At 66.6% G+C, this 23,368-nt stretch carries 18 protein-coding genes; 9 read left to right on the top strand and 9 right to left on the bottom strand.

Going from position 1 to position 23,368, the window contains the following annotated elements; genetic code table 11:
• The first annotated feature begins 17 nt into the window (after positions 1-17).
• The 3 genes from HZA32_03720 (at position 18) to HZA32_03710 (ending at position 2,485) form a co-directional block, all read left to right on the top strand.
• Complete coding sequence (locus HZA32_03720; protein MBI5423168.1) at positions 18-545, top strand: hypothetical protein; 528 nt, start codon at positions 18-20, stop codon at positions 543-545.
• Between the two features lie 53 nt (positions 546-598).
• Positions 599-1,537, top strand: a complete 939-nt coding sequence (locus tag HZA32_03715) for a DUF4097 family beta strand repeat protein (GenBank protein MBI5423167.1) — start codon at positions 599-601, stop codon at positions 1,535-1,537.
• A gap of 87 nt (positions 1,538-1,624) precedes the next feature.
• On the top strand, positions 1,625-2,485 hold the full coding sequence (locus tag HZA32_03710) for a TatD family hydrolase (GenBank protein ID MBI5423166.1): 861 nt from the start codon (positions 1,625-1,627) through the stop codon (positions 2,483-2,485).
• Between the two features lie 200 nt (positions 2,486-2,685).
• On the opposite strand, the gene HZA32_03705 is transcribed toward HZA32_03710, so the two are convergent.
• Complete coding sequence (locus HZA32_03705) at positions 2,686-2,982, bottom strand: HPr family phosphocarrier protein (protein ID MBI5423165.1); 297 nt, start codon at positions 2,980-2,982, stop codon at positions 2,686-2,688.
• A gap of 77 nt (positions 2,983-3,059) precedes the next feature.
• On the opposite strand from HZA32_03705, the gene kdsB reads away from it, so the two are divergent.
• The 3 genes from kdsB (at position 3,060) to HZA32_03690 (ending at position 5,796) form a co-directional block, all read left to right on the top strand.
• The gene (gene kdsB, locus HZA32_03700) at positions 3,060-3,812 is read left to right on the top strand and encodes a 3-deoxy-manno-octulosonate cytidylyltransferase (protein ID MBI5423164.1); all 753 of its coding nucleotides are present in this window, start codon (positions 3,060-3,062) and stop codon (positions 3,810-3,812) included.
• Positions 3,813-4,060: 248 nt separating this feature from the next.
• On the top strand, positions 4,061-4,591 hold the full coding sequence (locus HZA32_03695) for a ferritin-like domain-containing protein (GenBank protein ID MBI5423163.1): 531 nt from the start codon (positions 4,061-4,063) through the stop codon (positions 4,589-4,591).
• 251 nt (positions 4,592-4,842) lie between these two features.
• Positions 4,843-5,796, top strand: coding sequence for a hypothetical protein (locus tag HZA32_03690; protein MBI5423162.1), 954 nt, complete (start codon positions 4,843-4,845; stop codon positions 5,794-5,796).
• 191 nt (positions 5,797-5,987) lie between these two features.
• On the opposite strand, the gene carA is transcribed toward HZA32_03690, so the two are convergent.
• Complete coding sequence (carA, locus tag HZA32_03685) at positions 5,988-7,160, bottom strand: glutamine-hydrolyzing carbamoyl-phosphate synthase small subunit (GenBank protein MBI5423161.1); 1,173 nt, start codon at positions 7,158-7,160, stop codon at positions 5,988-5,990.
• Positions 7,161-7,299: 139 nt separating this feature from the next.
• On the opposite strand from carA, the gene HZA32_03680 reads away from it, so the two are divergent.
• Positions 7,300-9,786 carry a DUF3160 domain-containing protein gene (locus tag HZA32_03680; GenBank protein ID MBI5423160.1) on the top strand — a complete coding sequence of 829 codons (2,487 nt, stop codon included), beginning with the start codon at positions 7,300-7,302 and terminating at the stop codon, positions 9,784-9,786.
• A gap of 3 nt (positions 9,787-9,789) precedes the next feature.
• Here HZA32_03680 and HZA32_03675 read toward each other — a convergent pair whose 3' ends face one another.
• The 5 genes from HZA32_03675 to kdpA all read right to left on the bottom strand — a co-directional run bounded on the left by HZA32_03675 (position 9,790) and on the right by kdpA (position 17,713).
• Positions 9,790-10,482 (bottom strand): response regulator, encoded by a 693-nt coding sequence (locus tag HZA32_03675; protein MBI5423159.1) that lies wholly within the window; start codon positions 10,480-10,482, stop codon positions 9,790-9,792.
• Entirely contained in the window at positions 10,479-13,139 is a 2,661-nt protein-coding gene (locus tag HZA32_03670) for a sensor histidine kinase KdpD (GenBank protein ID MBI5423158.1), read from the bottom strand. Before HZA32_03670 ends, HZA32_03675 begins: the two co-directional genes overlap by 4 nt.
• The gene (gene kdpC / locus HZA32_03665) at positions 13,136-13,690 is read right to left on the bottom strand and encodes a potassium-transporting ATPase subunit KdpC (protein MBI5423157.1); all 555 of its coding nucleotides are present in this window, start codon (positions 13,688-13,690) and stop codon (positions 13,136-13,138) included. The genes HZA32_03670 and kdpC overlap by 4 nt, the downstream gene beginning before the upstream one ends.
• Before the next feature lie 169 nt (positions 13,691-13,859).
• Complete coding sequence (gene kdpB / locus HZA32_03660) at positions 13,860-15,935, bottom strand: potassium-transporting ATPase subunit KdpB (GenBank protein MBI5423156.1); 2,076 nt, start codon at positions 15,933-15,935, stop codon at positions 13,860-13,862.
• A gap of 92 nt (positions 15,936-16,027) precedes the next feature.
• Positions 16,028-17,713, bottom strand: a complete 1,686-nt coding sequence (kdpA, locus tag HZA32_03655; protein MBI5423155.1) for a potassium-transporting ATPase subunit KdpA — start codon at positions 17,711-17,713, stop codon at positions 16,028-16,030.
• 198 nt (positions 17,714-17,911) lie between these two features.
• Here kdpA and HZA32_03650 point away from each other — a divergent pair, with 198 nt between their 5' ends.
• Positions 17,912-19,102, top strand: a complete 1,191-nt coding sequence (locus HZA32_03650) for a KamA family radical SAM protein (GenBank protein ID MBI5423154.1) — start codon at positions 17,912-17,914, stop codon at positions 19,100-19,102.
• A gap of 223 nt (positions 19,103-19,325) precedes the next feature.
• Here the strand turns inward: HZA32_03650 and HZA32_03645 are convergent, their stop codons facing one another.
• A complete protein-coding gene (locus tag HZA32_03645; protein MBI5423153.1) occupies positions 19,326-20,066 on the bottom strand; it encodes an SIMPL domain-containing protein in 741 nt (246 codons plus the stop codon).
• A gap of 491 nt (positions 20,067-20,557) precedes the next feature.
• Between HZA32_03645 and HZA32_03640 the strand changes: the two genes are divergently transcribed.
• Positions 20,558-22,540 (top strand): tetratricopeptide repeat protein, encoded by a 1,983-nt coding sequence (locus HZA32_03640; protein MBI5423152.1) that lies wholly within the window; start codon positions 20,558-20,560, stop codon positions 22,538-22,540.
• Between the two features lie 48 nt (positions 22,541-22,588).
• Here HZA32_03640 and HZA32_03635 read toward each other — a convergent pair whose 3' ends face one another.
• Positions 22,589-23,245, bottom strand: coding sequence for a response regulator transcription factor (locus HZA32_03635; GenBank protein MBI5423151.1), 657 nt, complete (start codon positions 23,243-23,245; stop codon positions 22,589-22,591).
• Positions 23,246-23,368 lie beyond the last annotated feature (123 nt).

Raw genomic sequence — 23,368 nt, 5'->3', positions numbered from 1 at the left:
TGCGGTTGGATGCGGGCGTGGATAACGCCCGCATCGAAGTCCGGCTCCGCGAGCTGGCGCAGTTGTTCAACTCGCTGGACCCTTCGCCGTTCATCGACCGCGATCTCGATGCGGACGCGGAGGAGTTCATCGTCAGCTGGGCGCGTGAGCATCCGCCGCAAGGCGAACTGGAATTGCTGATCCACCTCGCGGAGAAGCCGGACGCGGAGCGCGCCGCGGGCGTCGAGGAGGCGGTGCATCACTACTTCGCGAGCCGCGCGGCGATCAAGGAGCGGGAATTGCGGCAATTGCTGCGGCGCGGGCGTGCCAGCATGGCGATCGGCGTGGTGTTTCTCGCGGCCTGTTTCACGCTCGGGGCGGTGCTGCGCCCGATGTTTCCGGCGCGCTGGGGCGAGTTCGTCGAATTGGGGCTGCACATCGTCGGCTGGGTCGCCATGTGGCGGCCGTTGGAGATTTACCTCTACGACTGGTGGCCGATTCGCGGCGACCTGCGGCTGTTGCGGCGGCTGGCGCGGATGAAAGTGCGGCTCCAGACGGCCGCTTGACCCGAAGTTTCGTGTAACTTCGGCGGTGGCGGCGGGTATTCAGAGGCACAACCATGAAATCCCTGCTTTGCCTGCTCACCGTGGGTGCGATGCTCGCCGTTCCGGCCGCCGTCGACGCCAAGATCGTTCGCACCGTGGAAAAGACCTTCGCCGTGCAGCCCGGCGGTGATTTTTCCGGCCTCACGCAGGGCGGCGACATCAAGGTGACGAGCGGCGACGTGGCCGAAGTGCGCGTCGTGGCCAAACAGACGTTCCGCGCCGACACCGAGAAGGAGGCCGACGAGATCGCGGCCGAGATGACTTTCCGCCTCGAGCAACAGGGCAACACCGTGATCGCCGAGTCCCGCTACGAGAAGAAGGCCACCAACTGGTTCGGCAGCTGGCCGCCGGTCAGTGTTTCCTACACGGTCACCGTTCCTCGCGAGTTCAACCTCGACCTGCGCACTTCAGGCGGCGACATCGAAGTCGGCAGCGTGAAAGGCACCGTCAAGGCCCGCACCAGCGGCGGCGACCTCAAGTTCGCCAAGATCGACGGAGCGGTCGAAGGCCACACCTCCGGCGGCAACGTCCGTCTCGAAGAGGGCACGGCCAAAGCCAACCTTCATACGTCAGGCGGCGACATTTTCGTCGGCCGCGCCGGCGGCCCGACGTCCGTGACGACGTCAGGTGGCAACATCAAGCTCGAGTCCGTCGAGGAACTCGTCAGCGCCAGCACCTCCGGCGGCGACATCCACGCGACGATCACCGGGCCCATCAAACAGGACACCGAGCTCCACGCGTCCGGCGGTCAGGTCGTCGTGCACGTCAAGAAGGGCACCGGCTTCAAGCTCGATGCCAGCACCTCGGGCGGCGACGTCGATGCCGAGGGCCTCACTCTCACGATCGAAAAGGGCGGCATGGGCAAGAGCCGGCTCACCGGCACCGTTAACGGCGGCGGGCCGCGGCTCAAGCTCCGCTCGAGCGGCGGTGACATCAAGATTCGCGCCGACTGAATTTCACCGGCCTAACGCCAGGTGTGTGTGCATGAGGCCAGCGCGAAAGCGCTGGCCTCTCGCTTTCATGGGCATTCAATCCGCGCGATGGGCCTGATCGATTCCCACACGCATCTCGAGAGTTTCGCCCGGCGGGGTGAGCTGGCGCCGATCCTCGAACGCGCCCGCGCGGCCGGTTTGGAGGCGATGATCACGATCGGGACCGACGCGGACGACTGGGGGCTCTACCGCGACATCGCGGCGGCGCACGCGGGATTCGTTCACTACACGGCTGGTATCCATCCCTGCAGCGTGGATGAACGCTGGGAGGAGCGATTCGCGCTGTTGGAAGGCTTTTGGGGTAGGGCGCGACCGCCGGGCGCGCCGACGAACTCAATCGAAGCGGCGGGCCCAGCGGTCCCGCCCTACCTTCCCGGACCGGTCGCGCTCGGCGAGATCGGATTGGACCGCTTCCACTTGCCCAAGGACGACCCGGCGGCGGAGGAGCGCGTGTTTGCCACGCAACAGGCGGCGTTTCGCGCCGGGTTGGCGCTGGCCAAGAAGCTGGGTTGTCCGGTGGTCGTGCATTCGCGCGGGGCGTTCCGCGAATGCGTCGAGATGATCGATGCGAGCGGCGTCGAGTGGGCGAAGGTGGTTTTCCACTGCTTCACCGAAGGGACGGCCGAGATTGCCGAGTTGAACCGGCGCGGCGGGGTGGGGTCGTTCACGGGCATCCTGACCTACAAGACCGCGGAAAACATCCGCGAGGCGGCCCGCGCGCAGGGCCTCGACCGCGTCATGCTCGAGACGGATGCGCCGTATCTCACGCCGATGCCGCATCGCGGGAAGCCCAACGAGCCGGCCTACCTCCGCCACACGGCGGAGTTCGCGGCGGGCGTGTTTGGCGTGACGGTCGACGAGCTGGCGGCGCGTTCGACCGCGAATGCCCGGCGATTTTTCGGAATTTGAGACGCGTGGGTCGTAAGGTGGTCGCTGCCGTCCCGGCGGCGACAAACGCGGGGCGCGAAATCCAGCGGCGGCGACTCGCGTCTCTGTCGCGGTGCCGTCGGGACGCCAGCGACCACCGCCAAATAAAAAGGCCGGTCGGAGACCGGCCCTACTTGGCACTTGTTACTCGCTCCTTGGCGTCTTCGCGCCGCGAGGCGCGCTCAGGCCTCGTCGAACTTCTTCGCGAAGAGCGCTTCGAGCTCGTTGAGCATGCTCTCGGCGTCCTCGCCGGTGGCCACGAACTTGATCTTCGAGCCTTTGGCGGCGGCCAGCATCATGAGGCCCATGATGCTCTTGCCGTTCACCTGCTCGTCGTCCTTTTCGACGAAGACGTCCGATTTGAACTTGTTGGTGACACGCACGATCATCGCGGCCGGGCGCGCGTGAATGCCCATCTTGTTTTCGACAAGGAGCTCCCTCACGTGGGTGGCGGCGGTATTGGTATCACTCTTTTCCATTGCAGGTAGTTATCGGCTCAAAATAAAGGGTTCCGAAAAAGCCGCTCCGCCCCCGGCTTGCAACCAGATTCCCGAATATGCCCGCGTTCGCGCTCATCGTGCCCTGTCGTCTGGAGTCCACCCGCTTTCCGCGCAAGCTGCTGCATGTCATTAAAGGGAAGCCGCTTGTGCTCTGGGTGGCCGAGCGCATCACGGCCGAGGCGCCCGACCTTCCGCTGTGGTTTGCCGTGGATCATCCGATGCTCGCCGACTGCATAGAGGGTGCCGGGTTTCGGGCGATTTTGACCGACGCGCGCCATCCGAGCGGCACCGATCGCCTCGCCGAGGCCAACCGCACCGTGCGCGCCAGCTACGTCATCAACGTCCAGGCCGACGAGCCGCTCGTCTCCGGTGGCCAGATCCGCGCGCTCCAGAAGCTCATCCAAGGCGACGCCCCGATGGCGACGCTCTGCACGCCGTTCCGCAAAGCCGAGGATTTCTACAATCCGAACCAAGTTAAGGTCGTCCGCGCCCTCGCCGCGAACCGTGCGCTGTATTTCTCCCGTTCCCCGATGCCCTACGCCCGAGACCTCGCCGGCAAGGTCGACGACGCCTGGCTGGCCGCCAACGGCTGCTACAAGCACCTCGGCCTCTACGCGTATCGCGGCGACTTTTTGGAGCAATTCGTGCGCATGGCGCCGGGCAAGCTGGAGCAGATCGAAAAACTCGAGCAGCTCCGCGTCCTCGAAAACGGCTACCCGATCGCGATCGACGTCACCGAAGACCCGACCATCGGCGTCGACACCGCCGAAGACGCGGCGAAGTTCGAGGCGTTGCTCGCGACGAATTGATCCCGGGCGAACCGAGGGGCAGCCGCATCTTCGAGGCCGGCGACTGCCGGCGCCGAGACCTGAACTTTGGGGCTGCGTAGGTGAGTTGGGTGTTGTGCGGACTGTCGTCCGCCGCTGCGAGACTTCCGAAGCGCCCGCCACGAGAGTAGGTGAACACTCCATCGTGGAGCCATGCGCGGGATGGCAAGCTGGTGTGCACGGCACGCGCTGAGAAACACCTCCGCCCGCCACCAACCTGATCATCCTCCATGTCCTCCGTTCTCACCTTCCACGCCCTCCTCATCGACGAGTTGCAGGATCTGCTGTTTGCCGAAAAACACCTCATCAAGGCGCTGCCCAAAATGGCGAGAGCCGCGACGAATCCCGCGCTCAAGGCCGGCTTCACGAGCCACCTCGGTGAGACCCGCCGGCACGTGGAGCGGCTGACGCAGGCACTGAAGCTCCTGGGGCGCGCAGCGAAAGGGAAGACGTGCCACGCCATGCTTGGCCTGATCAAGGAGGGCGGCGAGGCGATCGAGATCACGGGGCCCGCAGCGGTGCGCGACGCTGCGCTCATCGGGGCGGCCCAGCGCGTGGAGCATTACGAAATCGCCGGCTACGGCACGGCCCACGCATTTGCGGAGGCGTTGGGCGAGGACCGCGTGGCCGGCCTGCTACAGGAGACCTTGGACGAGGAGGGCGAGACGAACAAAAAGCTCAGCGAGATCTCTCTCGCCGTGAATGCCGAGGCCCTCGCCTCCGGCGGTGAAGTGCCCGCGACGAAACTTCCCAAGAATTAACCGCGCCTCCCGTCATGATCGCCTTCATTCCCTTTGTCCTTCCCGTCGCCGCCGTGGGCTACTCCATGATCTTCCTTTTGTTCGGCGGCGGCCTCGGCGGTGCGCTGTTGATCTACATCGTCGCCAAACTGCTGGGCCGGTAGGCCGCAGTTTTTCCGCGCGGGCGCCGTGGCGCCGGCGTTTTCGCCCCCTGTTCCCTGGCGGCATCGTTCCGATAGGGACGTGCCGTGCCCTTCCGTTTCCTTTTCATCATGAATGTTCACTCCGCTCCCTCTGAAGTTTCCCTTTTGCCCACCCAACCCGGCTGCGCTTGCCGCAAACGAACCGTCGACTGGGGCGCGATCCTCGCCGGCACGAGCGCGGCGCTGGCCCTGCAGGTCGTGTTCATGTTCCTCGGCGCGGGCCTGGGATTTGCCCTCTACACGCCGATCACCGATGCCAACCCCGTGGCCGATCTCGGTCGCGGCGCCCTGGTCATCCAAGGGATCAGCGCGGTCTTTTCCCTGTGGCTCGGCGGCTGGGTTGCGGGACGGCTCACGCCGATCGGGGCGCGGCTGACGGGTTGGCTGCATGGCTTCGGCGTCTGGTGCACGGCCACGGTTGTGGCGGTGATCTTCGTTTCCCTCGGTGCGGGCTGGGCGCTCGGCGACTTGTCGAAAGTCGTGGGCGGCGGACTGGCGCTGGCGGCCAAACCGGCGGCCGCTCTGGCCGGCGAAGCGGCTGGGACGGGCAAGGACGCTCTCAAACAGACGAGCGACACGCTGGCGAGTTTCACGGATGAGGCGGTGGGTCTTCGCCCGTCTGAGGCGAACGCGAACGGCAACATCCGCGCCAAGCGCGAAGTCGGACTCGCCCTGGCGACGCTTTTCAATCCCGCGAATCAGGGGAGAGTCACGGCCAACCGCGCCGCACTGGTCAACACCCTCGTGACAACCGTGGGGCTGCGTGAAGCCGACGCCGAAAAATTGCTGACGGAATGGACGACGACCTATGAGCGTTTGTCGGCGGAGCTAGCTGCCGCGAAAACGGCGATGGAAACCAAAGCCCGCGAAGCAGCTGACAAGGCCGCTGACGTCCTAGCCATTCTCTCGCTGTGTGCGTTTGCCGGGTTTGCGCTGGGGGCGGTGGCGGCCAGTCATGGCGGCAGACATGGCGCGCAGTGTGCCGTGCGTTGCGAATCCCGCACCGGCGAAGTGACCGGATAACGTTCTCGTGAGCATTCACCTGCGCCAAGGCGAGGTGGATGCTCCGCTACCTCGACGGAGGAAAGTCGTCCGGTGTGCGCCCGGCCCGGACCGACTGGCCAATCAACTGGCGTCGGAAAAGTCCGCCCGTCCGGGCGTCGCGCTGCGTCGCTACTCGCGGCCTGCACTCCCTCGCTCGGCACCTCGTCGGTTTATATTTTCCCCGCTTTGCGCTTCTCGACCATCCGGTAGAAGTCTTCGAAGAGCGGGTCGGCGTCGTTCGGGCCGGGGGCCGCTTCGGGGTGGTATTGCACGCAGAAGACGGGCAACTCCGTGTGACGGAGGCCTTCGACCGTGTTGTCGTTCAGGTTGATCTCCGTGACGATGGCGCCTTTGCCTTCGATCGATTTTGGGTCGGTGGCGAAGCCGTGGTTTTGCGCCGTGATGGAGACCTTGCCGGTCTCGAGGTTCTTCACGGGCTGGTTGCCGCCGCGGTGGCCGAACTTCAGCTTGTAGGTCGTGCCGCCGAGCGCGTGCGTGATCATCTGATGGCCGAGGCAGATGCCGAAGGTCGGATAATCCGGCAGCAGCGCGCTGACCGTCTGGTGGATGTAGGGCAACGCGGCCGGATCGCCGGGGCCGTTGGAGAGGAACAGGCAATCGACGCCGGCCTCGCGCACCTGCTCGTGCGTGGCGGTGGCGGGGAAGACGTGCACCTCGAAGCCGTGACGGACGAGCTTGCGGAAGATCGTGTATTTCGCGCCGTAGTCGAACGCGGCGACCTTGAACTTCTTCGTGTGCGGCGGCTGCACACCCAGCGTGGTGCCGACGGGGAGATAAGCGGTGTTGTGGCGGGAGGGATCGACGTCGCTCCAGATGTAGGGCACCTTGCAGGTCGTATCCTTGACGTAGTCGCTGCCGGCCATGTCCTGCCAGCCACGGGCGCGGGCGACGGCATCGGTGTCGGAGATCGGGAGCGTGCTCAGGCAGCTCTTCATCGCGCCGGTGACGCGGAGCTTCTTGGTCAGCGCGCGGGTGTCGATTTCGCTGATGCCGGGGATGCCGTATTTCTTGAGATAAGCGTCGAGCGACATCTGGCTGCGCCAGTTGCTGACGACGGGCGAGACCTCGCGGACGACGAAACCGGACGCCTTCGGGCCGCTGTGTTCCTCGTCCTCGACGTTGATGCCGTAGTTGCCGATCTGGACGGCGGTCATCGTGACGATCTGGCCGAAGTAGGAGGGGTCCGTCAGGATCTCCTGGTAGCCGGTCATCGAGGTGTTGAACACACACTCACCGGCGATGGTGGCGGCGGCGCCGAACGCGGCGCCATGGAACACCGTGCCGTCTTCGAGGGCGAGAACTGCGGGCTGGGGAGCGGACATTAAAGACGCACGAAAGGCGGTTCGCGCGGGGCTGTCTAGAGGTTTTCCAAAAATCGCCCGACTGTGACGCAGACTGGGACGCCGAAGCGTGGACGAGATAGGCGTTGAGCCGTGGTTGCGGCCGCGACAAGGTCTCGCCGTGATCCGGTGCATCTGCCTTATCGCGTTGCTGTTGAACTCCGTTGCATCGGGCGAGGTCGCGACGGACTATTTTTCGAAACCACCGCCGTTGCGCCCGGATTTCTCGAAGATGTCCGAGGAGGAAGCCACCGCCGCTGCCGCGGTCTACCGGCAGGCGTATGCAGAATGGGAAAAACAGGAGGAGGCTCCGGCGCGCGAAGCGGCCATTCAAGCCGCCGTCGCTCGGCAACAACAACGGATTCAGCAACGCGCAGAGGAGGAAAAGAGCGGCGTTGAGCACACGACTGAACCCAAGTCCACCGTGGGCATTCCGACACATTACGAGTGGCGCACTGATGCAGTCGGACAAGGGCTCAGCGCGGCGGCCGTTGTCCAACTGCAGCGCGACGGCTTGGTGATTGCCGGGCCTTCCTACAAGCAGTCCTTCTCCGTTTACGGCGAAAGCGGAGTGGTGCCGTTCGTGACGAGCGACTCCTTGCTCAACGGATTTCATGTGTTGTTGGAGGCGACCTTGAAACGTTTCGAGAGCCGTCGCGCGCTTCGGTTGCGCGCGCTGCTGGAAGATACTTGGACGCAGCTGCCGCGCCGCCTTGCCGCGACGAACATACCACGCCAAGAAGTGGAGCCCTACTCGCGGCACCTCGTGCTGGCCATCGGTCCGGCGATGCGCCTGCTGGGGAGCGAGGTTGTTCTCGGCGATGCGGCATTGGAGAGCGAGGTCGCCGCGACCGTCGCGAAAATTCGAGCGGCGGACGTGGTTCTGCTGCCGAGTTGGCTCGCGCCGCAAACGCCGCAATTTCTCGCAATCGACTTTCGGCGTTGCCGTCCGACGGGCTTCTACGCCGACACCGAGACGCTGAGCGATTACTACCGCGCGGTGCGCTGGCTGCAAATGGTCCCCTTCCGTTCGTCGCGGCCGATCGAAGTGGGGGCGGCTGCGCTGTTTCTCGATTTGAACCGCGATGTGGATTGGTTGCGGGCTTTCGTGGAATCGGGTGAGGAAATCTGGGGAGGCGAGGACGGCCCCTCCTTTGCGGGAGCAGACTTCGGGTCGCCGCGGTTTCTCGAGGCGGTGTCCACGAAATCGATCATGGAGGCTCTGCGTATCTCGACCGAAGGCTTGCAGCGCTCGGAAAAATATCGGCAATCGACGGTGCGAGACACGTTGCGGACGACAGACGCCGGCATCGCCAGCACCACGCTCCTTGCCGGGACTGCGCTGCCGGACGCGGTTCTGCTTGTTCGTTTGGCGGAAAAATCGGGCGCGGCCGGTCCTTTGCCGGGTTCGGTCGAAGTGGGCGCGTGGCTCCGCTCGGCGTTGGCTGAACAGATTAGTGCGCGCTCTTCGTCTCCAGCGGCGTGGCGAGAGGCGATCGATGCGCACCGGCGCAATCGGGACGATTTTTATCCCACAGGGAGACTCCCGGAGAGTTATTACTGGGTGCTCGAATCCTTGTTCGCGCCAGTCGACCCGGCAGCGCCGGAGTTCATGCGCTCCGAACTATGGCAACGAAAGTCACTGCAAACTGCGCTCTCCGGCTGGGCGCAGTTGCGACATGCATGGGAGTTGCAGGCGAAACTGGCTATTTTCACCGCGGGAATGGAAACGCGTCCGGCAGGGTTCGTTGAGCCGAATCCGCTGTTCTTCCAGCGGCTCACTATGCTTGCGGACCGGACGATCGAGCGTTTTCAGACGGCGGGAGTTTTTAGCGAAGGCGCCGAGGCAGAAATGGAGTTTCTGAATGAGAGCATTAGATACCTCGAACGCATCGGTGCGGGCAAAGTGGAGATCACCGAAGATATCCCCGGCGAGCAGACGGATCTTGTTGTCGAGTTGGAATCCGCTGCCGAGCGCGGCGGTGCACCGGTTCAAGTGTGGGGTTTCCAAAACCTGAAAGGCGAAGCACAGAAGCAGAACTATCGTGAGCTGTTGAAGGCGATCCGCACGCGTGTCGACCGCTTGAAACGGGGTGAGCGTGTCGTGCCGCTTGACAGTCGCAGCTACCGTCGCGATCCCGACCGGCAACTCTTCGAGCGGTGGCAGGAACTCCGCGCCACAGCGGCGCGTTTGGCGACGATGGTGGAGAAGCAGCTGCGACAGGCCGAGTGGCGCGCTGACGAAGCGCATTTTCTCCAGAATTATCAGGAATCACTCGGCACCATCATGGGCTATTTCGGCTCGGCCGCTCACGACCCCGAGGATGATGCACCGCGCATTGCCTCTGTGTGGCACGACCCGCAGCGAGGCGAAATCTTGCACACAGCCATCGGTCGACCGCGGGCGCTCTACGTTCTGTATCCGTGGAAAGGCACGCTCGTGCTCGCGCGCGGCGCCGTGCTGCCGTTCCACGAGATCCGCTCGACCAATCGATACGATGACGCCGCTTGGCGGAAACGTCTCGATGCCGACGAAACGGTAGCGCAGCCGGAATGGATTCTCCCGCTCGCGCCCGATGCGCAACAGGCTCGGCGCGTTCTCCAGTAGGGGTCACTCCACCAACCGATACCCGATGCCGGCCTCGGTGCGGAGGTGGCGCGGGGTGGCGGGCGAGGCTTCGAGTTTCTGGCGCAAGTGCGTCATGTGCACGCGGAGGTAGTCGGTGCGCTCCTCGGCGGCCGGTCCCCAGACTTCGCGGAGAATCTGGCGCTGGGTCACGACTTTGCCGCGGTGCTGCACCAACAGCTTGAGGAACGCGTATTCCTTGGCCGTCAGGTGAACCTCCGTGCCGGCCCGGCGCACGACGCGCGCAGCGAGGTCGACCTCGATCTCGCCAAATTTTGCCACTGACGCTTCTGCGCTGCCCGGCGCCCGTCGCAGGATCGCTCGCACGCGGGCGAGCAGCTCGCGGCCGCCAAAGGGTTTGGTGAGGTAGTCGTCCGCACCGGCGTCGAGCGCGGCGATCTTGTCCTCCTCGCCTTCGCGCACGGACAGCACCAGCACCGGCACGCGCGACCACTCGCGCAGGCGGCGGATAACCTCGACGCCGTCGAGGTCCGGCAGGCCGAGGTCGAGCACGATGCCGTCCGGCGCCTGATGCGCGACTTCCTGCAAGCCGAGCGTGGCGTTCTCGGCCTCGCGGACGCGATAACCGCCCGACTCCAGCGTCACGCGCAGGAGCCGGCGGATCTGCTTCTCGTCGTCGATGACGAGCAGGGAGGCGTTGGGTGCGGGGGCGCTCATTCGGCCGGAGGAGGCTGGGGCTCGTGGTGCGGCAGGTAAATCGTGAACACCGCACCGCCGCCCGGGTTGGCGCCGACCACGACTTCTCCGCCTTGCGCCGCGACGAAGCCACGCACGAGCGACAGGCCGAGGCCGAGTCCGCCGGCCTTGGCCGCGTCGCCGCGCTCGAACTTCTTGAACAGTCGCTCACGCATCTCCAGCGGGAAGCCCGGGCCGCGATCCGCCACGGTGAAAAACACCCGCTGCCCGCCGCGCTCCGTGCCGGCCGTGACGAAGACCAGCGTGCCGTCCGGCGTGTGACGTGCGGCGTTGAGCAGCAGATTGGCCAGCGCTTGCTCCGTCAGCGCGAAATCCGCGCGCACCGGCGGCAAGTCGGCCGGCACGACGATCTCGAGCGGATGTCCCGCCAATTCGTCGCGCACGGCTTCGAGCGCGGCGTTGATCAAGTCGCGCGCGTCGCACCAATCGAGCCGCGGGCGCAGCGCGCCGCTTTCGAGGCGGGTTTGGTCGAGCAGGTTGCCGACGAGTCGGTTCAACCGCCGTGCGGCGGCGCGTGCTTCGTCGACGAGTGAGCCATGCAAATCGGCCGGGGCGTCGGCGAGGTTTTCGAGCGAGCCGGTGATCACCGCCAGCGGCGTGCGCAGCTCGTGCGACACGCTGTCGAGGAGCACGCGGTGGAGCTTTTCCGATTCGGCCAGCAGCTTCTCGCGTTCGCCGGCCTCGCGCAGCTGCTCCTGTTCGACGCTGAGCGCGAGTTGGCGGGCGAAGGCCTCGATCAAGTCGCGCTGCGCGAGCGTGAGGTCGCGGTCACGCGGCACGGCGACGCCGAGCACACCGATGGCCCGGTCCTCGCGCACGAGCGGAAGGTAAAACGCCGCCGCGGCGGGCAGCGTGTCGGTGAAGCGCCCCGCGGACCGCCGATGCAGCAGCACCCAATCGGCGACACCGCGCTCCTTGTCGTCGAGCGCGAGCGAACCGGCGAAGTGCGGCACGAGCGCGTCAGGGCTGCGACCGAGGAGCAGCGCGGTCTTGGCGCCGAAGAGCTGGTCGGCCTGGCGCAGCGCGGCGAAGACGGCTTCGTCGAGCGTGCGGGCGGCGGCGAGCGCGCGGGTCAGTTGGAAAAGCGCCACCGCGCGGCCTTCGCGGCGGCGCTCGGCCACGGCCTGCGCGCGGATGCGCGCGGTGAGTTGCCCGGCGACGAGTGCGACGACGAAATACGTGCCGAAGAGCAGGCCGTCCTCGACCTTCTCGATGCGGAACGTGAAGCGCGGCGGGATGAAGAGAAAATTCCACGCCAGCGCGCTCAGCACGCCGGCGACGAGCACGGGCCCGCGTCCGACGCGCAAGCTCAGCAAAATCGTCGCCAGCAGGTAAACGAGGCCGCACGCGAGATAGTAGTTCGGCGGCAACAGCAAGCCGCCGACCGTGATGGCTGCGATCGTGGCGCCCGCGAACGCGTATTCGCCCGCGCCGCTGCGCAGCTCGTGGTCGAAACGCGCGAAATCGACCAGCGGCGCGCGGTCCTCGACCGGCACGACGTAGACGTCGATCTTGCCGCCGAGGCGGAGCAGGCGGTCGACGAGCGTGCCGCGCCAGAGGTCGAGCCAGCGGCGCGTGCGCGGTTTGCCGACGACGATTTGCGTGGCGTTGTGCTGGATCGCGGTGCGGACGAGTGCGGTGGCGATGTCCTCATCCTGCGTCACCACGACCTCGGCGCCGAGTTCGCGGGCGAGGGCGAGATTTTGGTCGAGTCGGCGCTGGTCGTCGGACGGGAGCGGCGACAAGGCCTCGACGTGCACGGCGACCCACGCGGCCCCCTGCGCGGCGGCGAGGCGGCGCGTCCAGCGCACGAGTTGGGTGGAAAAGGGACTCGCGCCCACCGCGACGAGCAGACGCTCGCCGCTGCGCCACACGGTCTGCTTGGCGGTGCCGGAGCGCAGTTCGCGGAGCTGGCGGTCGACGCGCTCGGCGGTGTAGCGGAGCGCGAGTTCGCGGAGCGCAGCGAGGTGGGATTCCTGGAAAAAATTCTGCGCGGCGGCCGCGGCACGTTCGCCGAGGTAGACTTTGCCTTCCTGCAAGCGCTCGAGCAGGCCCTCGGGCGTGAGGTCGACGAGTTCGAGCTCGTCGGCGAGATCGAGCATGGAATCGGGCACGGTCTCGCGCTGCACGGCACCGGTGATCTCGCGCACGGCGTCCGCGCGTGACTCGACGTGCTGGATGTTGAGCGTGGTGAGGACGTCGATGCCGGCTTCGAGCAGCTCGACGACATCCTGCCAGCGCTTGGCGTGGCGCGAGCCGGGGGCGTTGGTATGCGCGAGCTCATCGACGAGCAGCAAGCGCGGCGAGCGGGCGTGCGCGGCCTCGAGGTCGAGTTCACCGAGTTGCGCGCCGCGATGCTCGATCACGCGGCGCGGGAGCATGGTCAATCCCGCCAGCAGCGCCTCGGTCTCGGTGCGTCCGTGGGTCTCGACGAGGCCGCCGACCACGTCGGTGCCGGCGGCGCGCTCCCGCTGAGCGGCGCGGAGCATGGCGTAGGTTTTGCCCACGCCGGGGCACATCCCGAGGAAGATTTTCAAGTGTCCGCGCCGCGCCCGGGCCTCGCGCGCCTGCAGGGAGGCGAGCAAGTTGTCGGGATCAGGGCGGACGGTGTCGTTCACAGAGCGGCGAAGGTGCGGTTGAGCGCGAGATTGAGGCGGAGGACGTTGATGCGGGCCGGACTAAGCTGCCCGCCTTCGGTGTGCTGCGCAACGAGTTCGACGAGTGTATTTCGTTGGGCCGGCGTGAGGTGGCGAGCGGTGGCGATGCGGTCGATCTGGAAGCGCGCTGCGTCGGCTGAGAGGTCAGGATCGAGGCCGCTGCCGCTGGCGGTGAGCAGTTCGGCGGGAACGTCCGCTTGCGGCGCGTAGGCGGCGCGGCGATCGGCGATGGACTTCGCCAGCGCGGCGCTGGTCCAGGCTTGGTTGCTCGCACCGGAGGCGACCGTGGCGTAGTCGCCCGCGGAAGGGCGCGGCCAGAAGTAGCGCGGATCGGTGGTTTTTTGCGCGAGCAGCGCGGCGCCGACAAGTTGCCCGTCGCGGTGGACGAGCGAGCCCTCGGCGGCGTCGCGGAAAAACGCGCGCCCGATGGCCCAGACGGCGAGCGGGTAGGCGAGGCCGGTCAGTAGCGTGAGGACGACGAACAAGCGGAACGCGGCGAAGATGGTTTTCATGGTGGATGAGTCTGGTGGGCTGAGCGAGTGACTGCGAAAAGTGTAACCTATTAGGTTACACTTTTCGGGTTATGGGCGGGAAATGGATGGCTGTGGGCGGGGGGGCGCCGACACGGGCTGAAGGCGCAGGTCAGCATCCGCACTGGGCTGTTTGAGCGTGCGCGTGGGTTCATGCGAGGTGCGTGGCGACGAGCAGGAGGTCGATGAGCTTGATGCCCACGAACGGAGCCACGAGGCCGCCGAGGCCGTAGACGACGAGGTTGCGGCGCAACAGGTCGGCGGCGGGCAACGCCCGGTAGGTGACGCCGCGCAGTGCCAGCGGCACGAGCGCAACGATGATGAGCGCGTTGAAAATGACGGCGCTGAGGATCGCGCTCTGGGGCGAGTGCAGCGCCATGAGGTTGAGCGTGGCGAGCGGGCCGTTGCCGCCGGTGACGGCGTAGAGGCCGGCGAACATCGCGGGGATGATCGCGAAGTATTTCGCCACGTCGTTCGCGACCGAGAACGTCGTGAGCGCGCCGCGCGTCATAAGCAGCTGTTTGCCGATCTCGACGATTTCGATGAGCTTCGTGGGGTTCGAATCGAGGTCGACCATGTTGCCGGCCTCGCGCGCGGCCTGTGTGCCGGTGTTCATGGCAACGCCGACGTCGGCCTGCGCGAGCGCAGGTGCGTCGTTGGTGCCGTCGCCCGTCATGGCGACGAGGCGGCCGGCGGATTGCTCGGCGCGAATGCGCGCGAGTTTCATCTCAGGTGTGGCCTGGGCGAGGAAGTCGTCCACGCCCGCCTCGGCGGCGATGGCGGCGGCGGTCAGGGGGTTGTCGCCCGTGATCATCACGGTGCGGATGCCCATGCGGCGGAGTTCGGCGAAGCGCTCCTTGATGCCGCCCTTCACGACGTCCTTGAGGTAAATGACGCCGAGCACGGCGGCGTCCTCGGCGACGACCAGCGGCGTGCCGCCGGCCTTGGCGATGCGCTCGACGGTGGCCGCGACTTCGGCGGGCCACGCGCCGCCTTGCGCGGCGGCCCACGCGCGCACGCTGTCGGCGGCGCCCTTGCGGATGGAGCGGCCAGCGAGATCGACGCCGCTCATGCGCGTCTGCGCCGCGAAGGAAACGAACGTCGCGTGCGGCGCGGCGACGTCGCGCTCGCGCAGGTTGAATTTTTCCTTCGCGAGCACGGCGATGCTGCGGCCCTCGGGCGTTTCGTCGGCGAGCGAGGCGAGTTGCGCGGCGGAGGCGAGGCGTTCGGCGGCCACGCCGGGCGCGGGGAGAAACTCGACGGCCTGGCGGTTGCCGAGCGTGATCGTGCCGGTCTTGTCGAGGAGGAGCACGTCGATGTCGCCCGCGGCCTCGACGGCACGGCCGGACGTGGCGATGACGTTGCGACGGATGAGGCGGTCGATGCCACTGATGCCGATGGCGCTGAGCAAGCCGCCGATGGTCGTCGGGATGAGGCAGACAAAGAGCGACACGAGCACGGGCAACGAAGTGTCGACCGCGCCGGGTTGGCCGGCGAGCGACTCGCTGAAACGCGCGAAAAACGGCAGTGTCGCCACGACGCCGAGGAAGACGGCCGTGAGCGCGACGAGCAGGATGCCGAGCGCGATCTCGTTCGGCGTGCGCTGGCGCGAGGCTCCTTCGACGAGGCCGATCATGCGATCGAGGAAACCCGCGCCCGGCTCGACGGTGACGCGCACGACGATGCGGTCGCTCAACACGCGCGTGCCGCCGGTCACGGCGCTACGGTCGCCGCCGCTCTCACGGACCACGGGGGCGGATTCGCCGGTGATGGCGGACTCGTCGACGCTGGCGATGCCTTCGATGATTTCGCCGTCGGCGGGGATGACGTCGCGCGCTTCGCAGACGACGATATCGCCTTTGCGCAAATCCGGGGCCGCGACGCGCTCCTCGGTGTGATCGGCGCGGAGGCGGCGTGCGAAGACTTGGGCGCGGGCGCGCTTGAGGGAATCAGCCTGGGCTTTGCCGCGGCCCTCGGCGATGGCTTCGGCGAAAGTCGCAAACAGCACCGTGAACCACAGCCAGAGCGTGATCTGCACCGTGAAGCCCGTGAGCGTGCCGGCGAAAAGGTCGTGCGCGGCGACAAAAGTGACGGCGACGGCACCGAGCGCGGTGACGAAGATGACGGGATTGCGCCAGAGTTCGCGCGGGTCGAGTTTGCGCACGGCGTCGAGCGCGGCGCGGCGGAGCAGGGCGGCGTCCCAAGCGGAGGCGCGGATGGTTTTCATGGGGAGCGAGCGAGGTGTGAGAACGGGGAAATGAGTGAGAGCGGAGGGCGGAGCGGTAACCTATTAGGTTACTCGTTGCCGGGGCCGCTGGTTCAGAACGTGCGGCCGGCGGCGAGGAGGAGGTGTTCGAGGACGGGGCCGAGCGTGAGCGCGGGGAAGTAGATCAGCGCGACTTCGATCACGATTGTGCCGGCGAGCAGCACGGCGAAGAGCGGGCCGTCGGTCGGGAAGGTGCCGCTCGAGGGCGGCACGGTTTTCTTGGCGGCGAAGCGGCCGGCGAGCGCGAGCACGGGCACGATGACGCCGAAGCGGCCGAGGAGCATGGCGAGCGCGCCGCCCCACGTGTAGAGGTCGCCGGTGGCGGTGAGGCTGCCGAAGGCGGAGCCGTTGTTGTTGGCCATCGAACCCCACGCGTAGAGGATCTCGGTCAACGCGTGCGGGCCGGCGTTGCCGACGGCGGCGCGGCCCGCGGCGGTGGCGAACGAGGCGGCGCAGCCGAGCAGCACGGCGGCGCAGGGCAACAAAATCGCGAGCACGGCCATGCGGACTTCGAAGGCTTCGATTTTCTTGCCGAGGTATTCGGGCGTGCGGCCGACCATCAGGCCGGCGAGGAAGACCGCGAGGATCGCGACGACGACCATGCCGTAGAGGCCGGAGCCGATGCCGCCGAAGACGATTTCGCCGAGCAGCATGTTGAACAGCGCGAGGCCGCCGGCGAGCGGCGAGAGCGACGAGTGCATGGCGTTGACGGAGCCATTGGACGCGACGGTGGTGGCGTTGGCCCAGAGGATCGACGGCGTGACGCCGAAGCGCACTTCCTTGCCCTCCAGCGCGAGTGCCGCGGAGCCGGGCGTCGCGTATTCGGCCCAGAGCGAGAGGCCGAGTGCGCCGAGAAAAAAGGCCAGCATCACGCCGTAGAGCACCCACGCGTGGCGGCGCACGCCGACGAGCAGGCCGTAGGCATAGACGCAGGCAGCGGGCAGGAGCAGGATCGCGAGCGTTTGGAGGAAGTTGGAAAGCGGCGTCGGATTCTCGAACGGGTGCGCGGAGTTCACGCCGAAGAAACCGCCGCCGTTCGTGCCGAGCTGCTTGATCGCGATCTGCGAGGCGGCCGGACCGAGCGGGATGACTTGCTCGGCGCCGGCGAGCGTGGTGGCGGTCGGGTAGGGCGCGAAGGATTGCACGACGCCCTGCGACACCAGCACGACGGCGAAAACGAGCGAGAGCGGGAGCAGCACGTAGAGCGTGGAGCGCACGAGGTCGGCCCAGAAGTTGCCGAGTCCGGCGGCGGATTTGCGGCTGAAGCCGCGGGCGAGCGCTGCCATGACGGCGAGCCCGGTGGCGGCGCTGAGGAAGTTTTGCACGCCGAGGCCGGCCATTTGCGTGAGGTAACTGAGCGACGCCTCGCCCGAGTAGGCCTGCCAGTTGGTGTTGGTCAGGAAGGAGACGGCGGTGTTCACCGCGACACCGAGCGGCACGGGGTCGAAGCCCTGCGGGTTGAGCGGCAGGTGCGCTTGCACGAGCTGGAGGGCGAGCACGACGGCGCCGCCGAGGAGGTTGAATGCGATCAGCGCTCCGGCGTAGCGCCCCCATGTCATCTCGGTTGCCGCGTCGACTCCACCCAGCCGGTAGATCGCGCGTTCGACCGCCGCGAGCCAACGGAGGCCGGCGGGCGGTTCGCCGCGGAGGACCGCTGCTAGCCAGGCACCCAGCAGCGGCGTTGCGATGGTCAGGAGGGCGACGAAGAGCGCAAGGTAGGTGACATCGGCGGCGGTCATGTCCGGACGATACCGGCGCACTCCCCGGCCGCCTAATTAAGTCCCGACGCCGGGACGCTAAGAAATCGCTAATTGCCTGCGGTTTATCCGGGCCGCATCCGGTGGCGCACTGGAGGAATTCGGGTGGAACTGTGCGGGTCATGTTGGCAAACCGCCGTTTGACACCCCCGGTCAACCGCATAGCCGTTTTACAGCATCATGCCTTACATCGAAGATCGCGCCGCCTGGTTTGAAGGCCAGGGTCTCTGGCAGCACATCCCGGAAAGCGACTGGCGCGATTGGACGTGGCAGCTGAAGAACCGCATCACGACGGTCGAGCAACTCGAGCGCCTCATGACGCTCACGCCCGAGGAGAAAGCCGGTTGCCTCTTCGCCAGCCACAAGCTCGCCCTCGCGATCACGCCGTATTTTTTCAACCTGATTGATCGCAACGACCCGAACTGCCCGATCCGCAAGCAGGTCATCCCGCGCATCGACGAATCGATCACGTCACAGGAAGAGATGCTCGATTCGCTCGGCGAGGATGAGCACTCGCCGGTGCCCGGACTTGTGCACCGTTATCCGGATCGCGTGTTGTTTCTCGTGACGGATCGCTGCGCGAGCTACTGCCGGTATTGCACGCGCAGCCGCCTCGTTTCGAACGCGCAGGACTACAACTTCCACCCAGAATACGAGCAGGGCCTCCGCTACATCGAGGCGCATCCGGAGATTCGCGACGTCCTCCTTTCCGGCGGCGATCCGCTGCTGCTCTCGGACAAGAAGCTCGATCATCTCCTCGGCCGCCTCCGCGCGATCAAGCACGTGGAGTTCATCCGCATCGGCTCGCGCATCCCGATTTTTCTGCCGCAACGCATCACGCCCGAGCTGTGCGAGGTGTTCAAGAAGCACGGCCCGATCTGGATGAGCATCCACGCCAACCACCCGCGCGAAGCCACGCAGGAGTTGAAGGACGCGCTCGAGCGTCTGTCCTTCGCCGGCGTCCCGCTCGGCAACCAGAGCGTGCTCCTCCGCGGCGTGAACGACGATGCCGACGTCATGAAGGCGCTCGTGCATCGCCTGCTGCGGATGCGCGTGCGGCCTTACTACATTTACCAGATGGACCTCATCACGGGCGGCGCGCACTTCAAGGCCGACGTCCGCAAGGGCATCGAGATCATCCAGGCGTTGCGCGGCCACACCACCGGCTACGCGGTGCCGCAATACGTCATCGATGCGCCCGGCGGCGGTGGCAAGGTGCCGATCAACCCGGAGTATCTGGAGCAAATCACCGACGACGAAGTGGTCTTCCACAACTTCGAGGGCCGGCAATTCCGCTACCCGCTCAAGAGCACGCCGGTGCGCGAAAAAGAAAACGCCGGCAAGATCGTGCCGGCGGAAGTGCATCTCTGAGGTGGTCGCCGCCGTCCCGGCGGCGGCGAGATCTGCGATCGCGGCATGGGCCACGTTCGCGCGGCGCCGCCGAGGACGTCAGCGCCCACCTGCTCGCAACGACGCTGCGGAGAGGGTAGGGGCCGTTGCCCTCAACGGCCCTCGGCAATCTCACGCGTGCGCCTCGCTTTAAGGGCGCTTGAGGGCAAGCGCCCCTACCGGACAGCTCCGCGTCGCGCGGCCGTCACTTCATTGCGAACGATGCGCTGATCGTGGCGATGATCGTCTTGTCGAGGGCGGTCGTGTCGTTGTTGCCCTCCCAGCTCGTCGCGCTCGAGTGCAGCGGGTTGATTTGCACGACGCCCACCTTCGCGCTGCGCAGCCCGTCGACGCGGCGACCGCCTTGCGCGGCGATCAGCTCCGCCCGAGCGCGAGCGTCCTTCGTGGCCTCGGCCATCATTTCGACCTTCGCTTCGCCGGCTTTCGTGTAGATGAACGCGAAGCCGCCCGACGCGAGCGCGACGCCTTGCTCGATCAACGGCCCGCAATTCGCAGCCAGCTTCGGCACGCCTTCCACGTCGCTCGAGCGCACTTCGAACGCCTGCGTGAGCCGGTAGCCCACTCGCACGACGGCGTAGTTTCCGTCGTCGCCTTCGAGCTTTCGCTTCGTGGTGAGCTCACGGATGACGACCGGTTCGGCCGCGATTTCGGTGACGTTGTGCTGGCGAAGAAACTCGGTGACCTTCGCGAGGTCGGCTTGCAGGCGCTGCTGCGCCTCGAGCAGCGTCGGCGCATCGGCGCTGAAGCTGGCGTTCCAAATCACGAGATCGGAGCGGACGTTGCGGCGTGCAGCGCCGGTAACGTTGATGGAATTGCTGTCGTTCAGGCGCGTGAGCGTCGAGGCGACGATGGCGGCCGAGCCGGCCAGGCCGGCGGCGAGAAACAGTCCGGCGAGGACGCCGAACAGGTGGGGACGAGGGTTCATGGTTTCCGTGCGATTATGACAAGGCGGGGCGCGTTACCGCGCCCTGAAACCGGAACCGAACCGTCGCACAACTCACTTGGGGCCAACGCGAAACACCAGCTGAATTCCGAAGAAGTTGTTCACAAAATTCGTTCGGGAAATTTTCAACGTTTCTGAGCGAGCCTGCGTCTATCTGAACGCATCAGTGCGTCGTTCAAAACGAACATTGTTTGTAGTTCTTACGGTTTGCTTGGTGTTAGGTCATGCAGGGCGCCCCGCGAGGGGCGCCCTTCATGTTTACCGGGGTCGAAGTTCGCCTCTTCACGGTCCCGAAAAAATTTCCGAGAAAAATTCAACGTTTTCGCCGCCACTGCGTCTTTCCCCTCGATAGTTCTTACGGTTTGCTTGGTGTTAGGTCGTGAAGGGGTCGCCTGCAGAGGCGGCCCCTTCATGTTTTCCGGGGCGGGGAATTGGCATTGAAAGCCCGCGGCGCTTCTGGCGATTTGCCGGCCGTGTTCCGTCACGCGTGCTGGTTGCTAGTGCTGCTCGGGCTGCCGCTCTTCGCCGGCGCCCAATCGGCGCCGCGCGTCGCTCGCGATCCGGGGCCACCGGTTTCCACCGCCACGGACTCCGAGACGCCCGACGGCGACGAGGTTTGGGAAGCCGCGCGGCAGACGCTCGCGCAATCGGCCAACGAGTCCGATGCGCTCCACGCGCTCGTCACCGTGGTGAACCTCCAGCGCCGCCGCGGCGACTATTCGGACGGCCTCGCCGGCGCGCGCGACGGACTCGCTCGCGCCCGCAAGCTCGGCGACGTCCGCCTGCAGATCGATTTTCTCTACCTGCTCGGCCGCCTCTACTGGAACCTCAGCGATTACCCCGGCTCGCTTGAGCGCCACCTCGAGGAGTTGCGCCTCGCCGAATCGCTCGGCGATGCCGCACTGCTCTCGCGCACCCACGGCGGACTCGGCCTGACTTACCAGCGCTACGGGCGCGACGAGGACGCGCTGCAGCACTTCAATCGTGGTCTCGCTTACGCCCTCGACGCGAAGGACGAGCGCATGCGCGCCAGTCTGCTCAACAGCCTCGGCAACTATTACCTCGGCAAACGAGATTACCCGCGCGCCATCTCGATCCACGGCGAAGCCCTCCACGTGCGCGAAGGCTACGGCAACCGCCGCGCCATCGCCGAATCGCTCACCAATCTCGGCCTCGCGGCCGATGGCCAGGGCGACACCGAAAAAGCGCTCAGCTATCTCAGCCGCGCGCTGACCACCTTCGAGGCGCTCAAGTATCGTCGCTACATCGCCAACACGCACCGCCGACTCGGCACCGTTCTCCGCCACGCCGGCCGGCTCGACGAGGCGCTCGCGCACCTCCTCACCGCCCTCCAAGTTGCCTGCACGCTCGAAAGCGCTGAGGTGCTCGCCGAGATTCATCGCGAACTCGCCGTGACCTACGAGGCGCGCGGCGAACTCGCTCTCGCCCTCGACAGCCAGCGCAAACTCGCCGCCGCCACCGAGCAACTCCAGCGCGAGGAGGACCGGCGCCGCATGGACGAGTTGCGCGCGCGCTATCGCGACGAGCAGCGCGAGCTCCAGATCCGTCTCCTGCGCCGCGATCAGGATGTGAAGACCGCCGAACTCGAGCAGCGCCGCTCGCAAAATCTCGCCCTCGCCGCCGGCTTGATCGGCGGCGTCACTCTGCTCGGTGCGGTCATTCTCGTGCAACTCGTCCGTCTGCGCGCCGAACGCAAGATGCGCGCCGCCACCGAGCGCGCCCGCGCGCAGGCCGAGGAGGCGGAGGCGCTGAAATCGCGCCTCCTGCAAATGGCGTCGCACGATCTCAAGGTTCCGCTCACCGCGCTCAATGCCACCGCCGGTCTCATCGCGCGCGCGCCGCACGACGAACCCAACGTCCGCCGCCTCGCCGCCGGCATCCAGGCCGACACCGCGCGCATGCGCACGCTCGTGCGCGACTTCCTCGACGCTTCCGCGATGGAGGAGGGCAACCTTCAGCTGCACACCACCGAGCTCGATCTCGCCGAACTCGCGCGCACCGCCGTCGAGAGCCTGCGCCCCATCGCCGCGCAAAAGGAACAACGCCTCACGCTCGCTCCCGCCGCCGCGCCCGTGTCGCGCGTGCTCGCCGACCCGGAGCGTCTGCGCCAGGTCTTCGACAACCTCATCGGCAACGCGCTGAAATTCTCCCCGCCCGGCGGCGACATCACCGTCGCGCTTGGCGAAGCCGGCGCGTGGGCCTTCGCCGAGGTGCGCGACAGCGGCCCTGGGCTTGGGCCGGCGGACTTCGCGAAAATCTTCGCGCCCTACCAAAAACTCTCCGCGAAGCCGACGGGGGAAGGGGAGGACTCGACCGGCCTCGGGCTTTTCATCGCGCGCGAGCTGCTGACGCTGCAAGGCGGTCGCCTCGAAGTGCAATCGCAGCCCGGCAAAGGTGCGGTGTTCCGCGTGCTGCTGCCGGTGGCGGCGAAGTGAGGATTTCTTGTGGGAGCGAGCTAGCTCGCTCCCACAACGCTCGGCCGCTCAACCCAGCCCGTTCCTCAGACACCAGCGCACGAGCGTTGCCACATCGTGCAGGCCGAGTTTCGCCAGGATGCGCGCGCGATGCTTTTCCACCGTGCGCGTGCTCAGGTCTAGCTGCGCGCCGATCTCCTTTGAGACCATGCCGCGCGCGACGAGCCGCACGACCTCGCGCTCGCGTTCCGAGAGCGCGTCGGCGCCGAGGCGCGGCAAATCCGGCAAACTCGCGAGCGACGACGGCACCGGAGGCGGCACCGTGGCCGAGAAGAACATGCCGCCATCGAGCACGCATTGCACGGCGCGATCGATCTGCTCGAACGGTGAATTCTTGTCCACGAATCCCGCCACGCCGAGCGCGACGAGTTCCGCCGGCAGTTGCGCTTCGGGATGCGCCGTGAGCACGACCACCTTCGTGGCCAGTCCGCGTTGCCGCAGCGCGCGGACCAGGTCGCGGCCGTCCGCCTCGCGCAGATAGAGATCCACGATCAGCAAATCCGGCGGCTGCGCGAGGCACGCAGCGAGCGCCTCGTGCGCGTTGCCGAAATCGTGCAGCGCGCGCGGCTGAAAACGCCGTTGCAGCGCGTCCTTCAACAAACCGCGGAACGTCGCCGTGTCGTCGACGAGGACGAACGTGAGGGCGGCGGAAGGGGCAGTGGCCATGGGCACGTCTAGCACACCGAAGTCTTACCAGACCGCAAGCGCGCGGCCCATGGCGTAGAACTACGCCACGATGGCAGCGAGGCTCACATCTAGACGCCCGCGACCTGCCTGCTACGCTGCTCG

It is taken from the genome of Opitutia bacterium, from assembly GCA_016217545.1.
Taxonomy (GTDB): Bacteria; Verrucomicrobiota; Verrucomicrobiia; order Opitutales; family Opitutaceae; genus Didemnitutus.
The sequence above is the reverse complement of the archived record's forward strand: the minus strand, read 5'-3'. Positions and strand labels throughout refer to the sequence as shown.

Excerpts from the sequence above, each read along its gene's own strand:
- HZA32_03715 (MBI5423167.1), top strand. The coding sequence starts at position 599 with ATGAAATCCCTGCTTTGCCTGCTCACCGTGGGTGCGATGCTCGCCGTT.
- HZA32_03710 (MBI5423166.1), top strand. The coding sequence starts at position 1,625 with ATGGGCCTGATCGATTCCCACACGCATCTCGAGAGTTTCGCCCGGCGG.
- HZA32_03705 (MBI5423165.1), bottom strand. The coding sequence starts at position 2,982 with ATGGAAAAGAGTGATACCAATACCGCCGCCACCCACGTGAGGGAGCTC.
- kdsB (MBI5423164.1), top strand. The coding sequence starts at position 3,060 with ATGCCCGCGTTCGCGCTCATCGTGCCCTGTCGTCTGGAGTCCACCCGC.
- HZA32_03695 (MBI5423163.1), top strand. The coding sequence starts at position 4,061 with ATGTCCTCCGTTCTCACCTTCCACGCCCTCCTCATCGACGAGTTGCAG.
- HZA32_03690 (MBI5423162.1), top strand. The coding sequence starts at position 4,843 with ATGAATGTTCACTCCGCTCCCTCTGAAGTTTCCCTTTTGCCCACCCAA.
- carA (MBI5423161.1), bottom strand. The coding sequence starts at position 7,160 with ATGTCCGCTCCCCAGCCCGCAGTTCTCGCCCTCGAAGACGGCACGGTG.
- HZA32_03675 (MBI5423159.1), bottom strand. The coding sequence starts at position 10,482 with ATGAGCGCCCCCGCACCCAACGCCTCCCTGCTCGTCATCGACGACGAG.
- kdpC (MBI5423157.1), bottom strand. The coding sequence starts at position 13,690 with ATGAAAACCATCTTCGCCGCGTTCCGCTTGTTCGTCGTCCTCACGCTA.
- kdpB (MBI5423156.1), bottom strand. The coding sequence starts at position 15,935 with ATGAAAACCATCCGCGCCTCCGCTTGGGACGCCGCCCTGCTCCGCCGC.
- kdpA (MBI5423155.1), bottom strand. The coding sequence starts at position 17,713 with ATGACCGCCGCCGATGTCACCTACCTTGCGCTCTTCGTCGCCCTCCTG.
- HZA32_03650 (MBI5423154.1), top strand. The coding sequence starts at position 17,912 with ATGCCTTACATCGAAGATCGCGCCGCCTGGTTTGAAGGCCAGGGTCTC.
- HZA32_03645 (MBI5423153.1), bottom strand. The coding sequence starts at position 20,066 with ATGAACCCTCGTCCCCACCTGTTCGGCGTCCTCGCCGGACTGTTTCTC.
- HZA32_03635 (MBI5423151.1), bottom strand. The coding sequence starts at position 23,245 with ATGGCCACTGCCCCTTCCGCCGCCCTCACGTTCGTCCTCGTCGACGAC.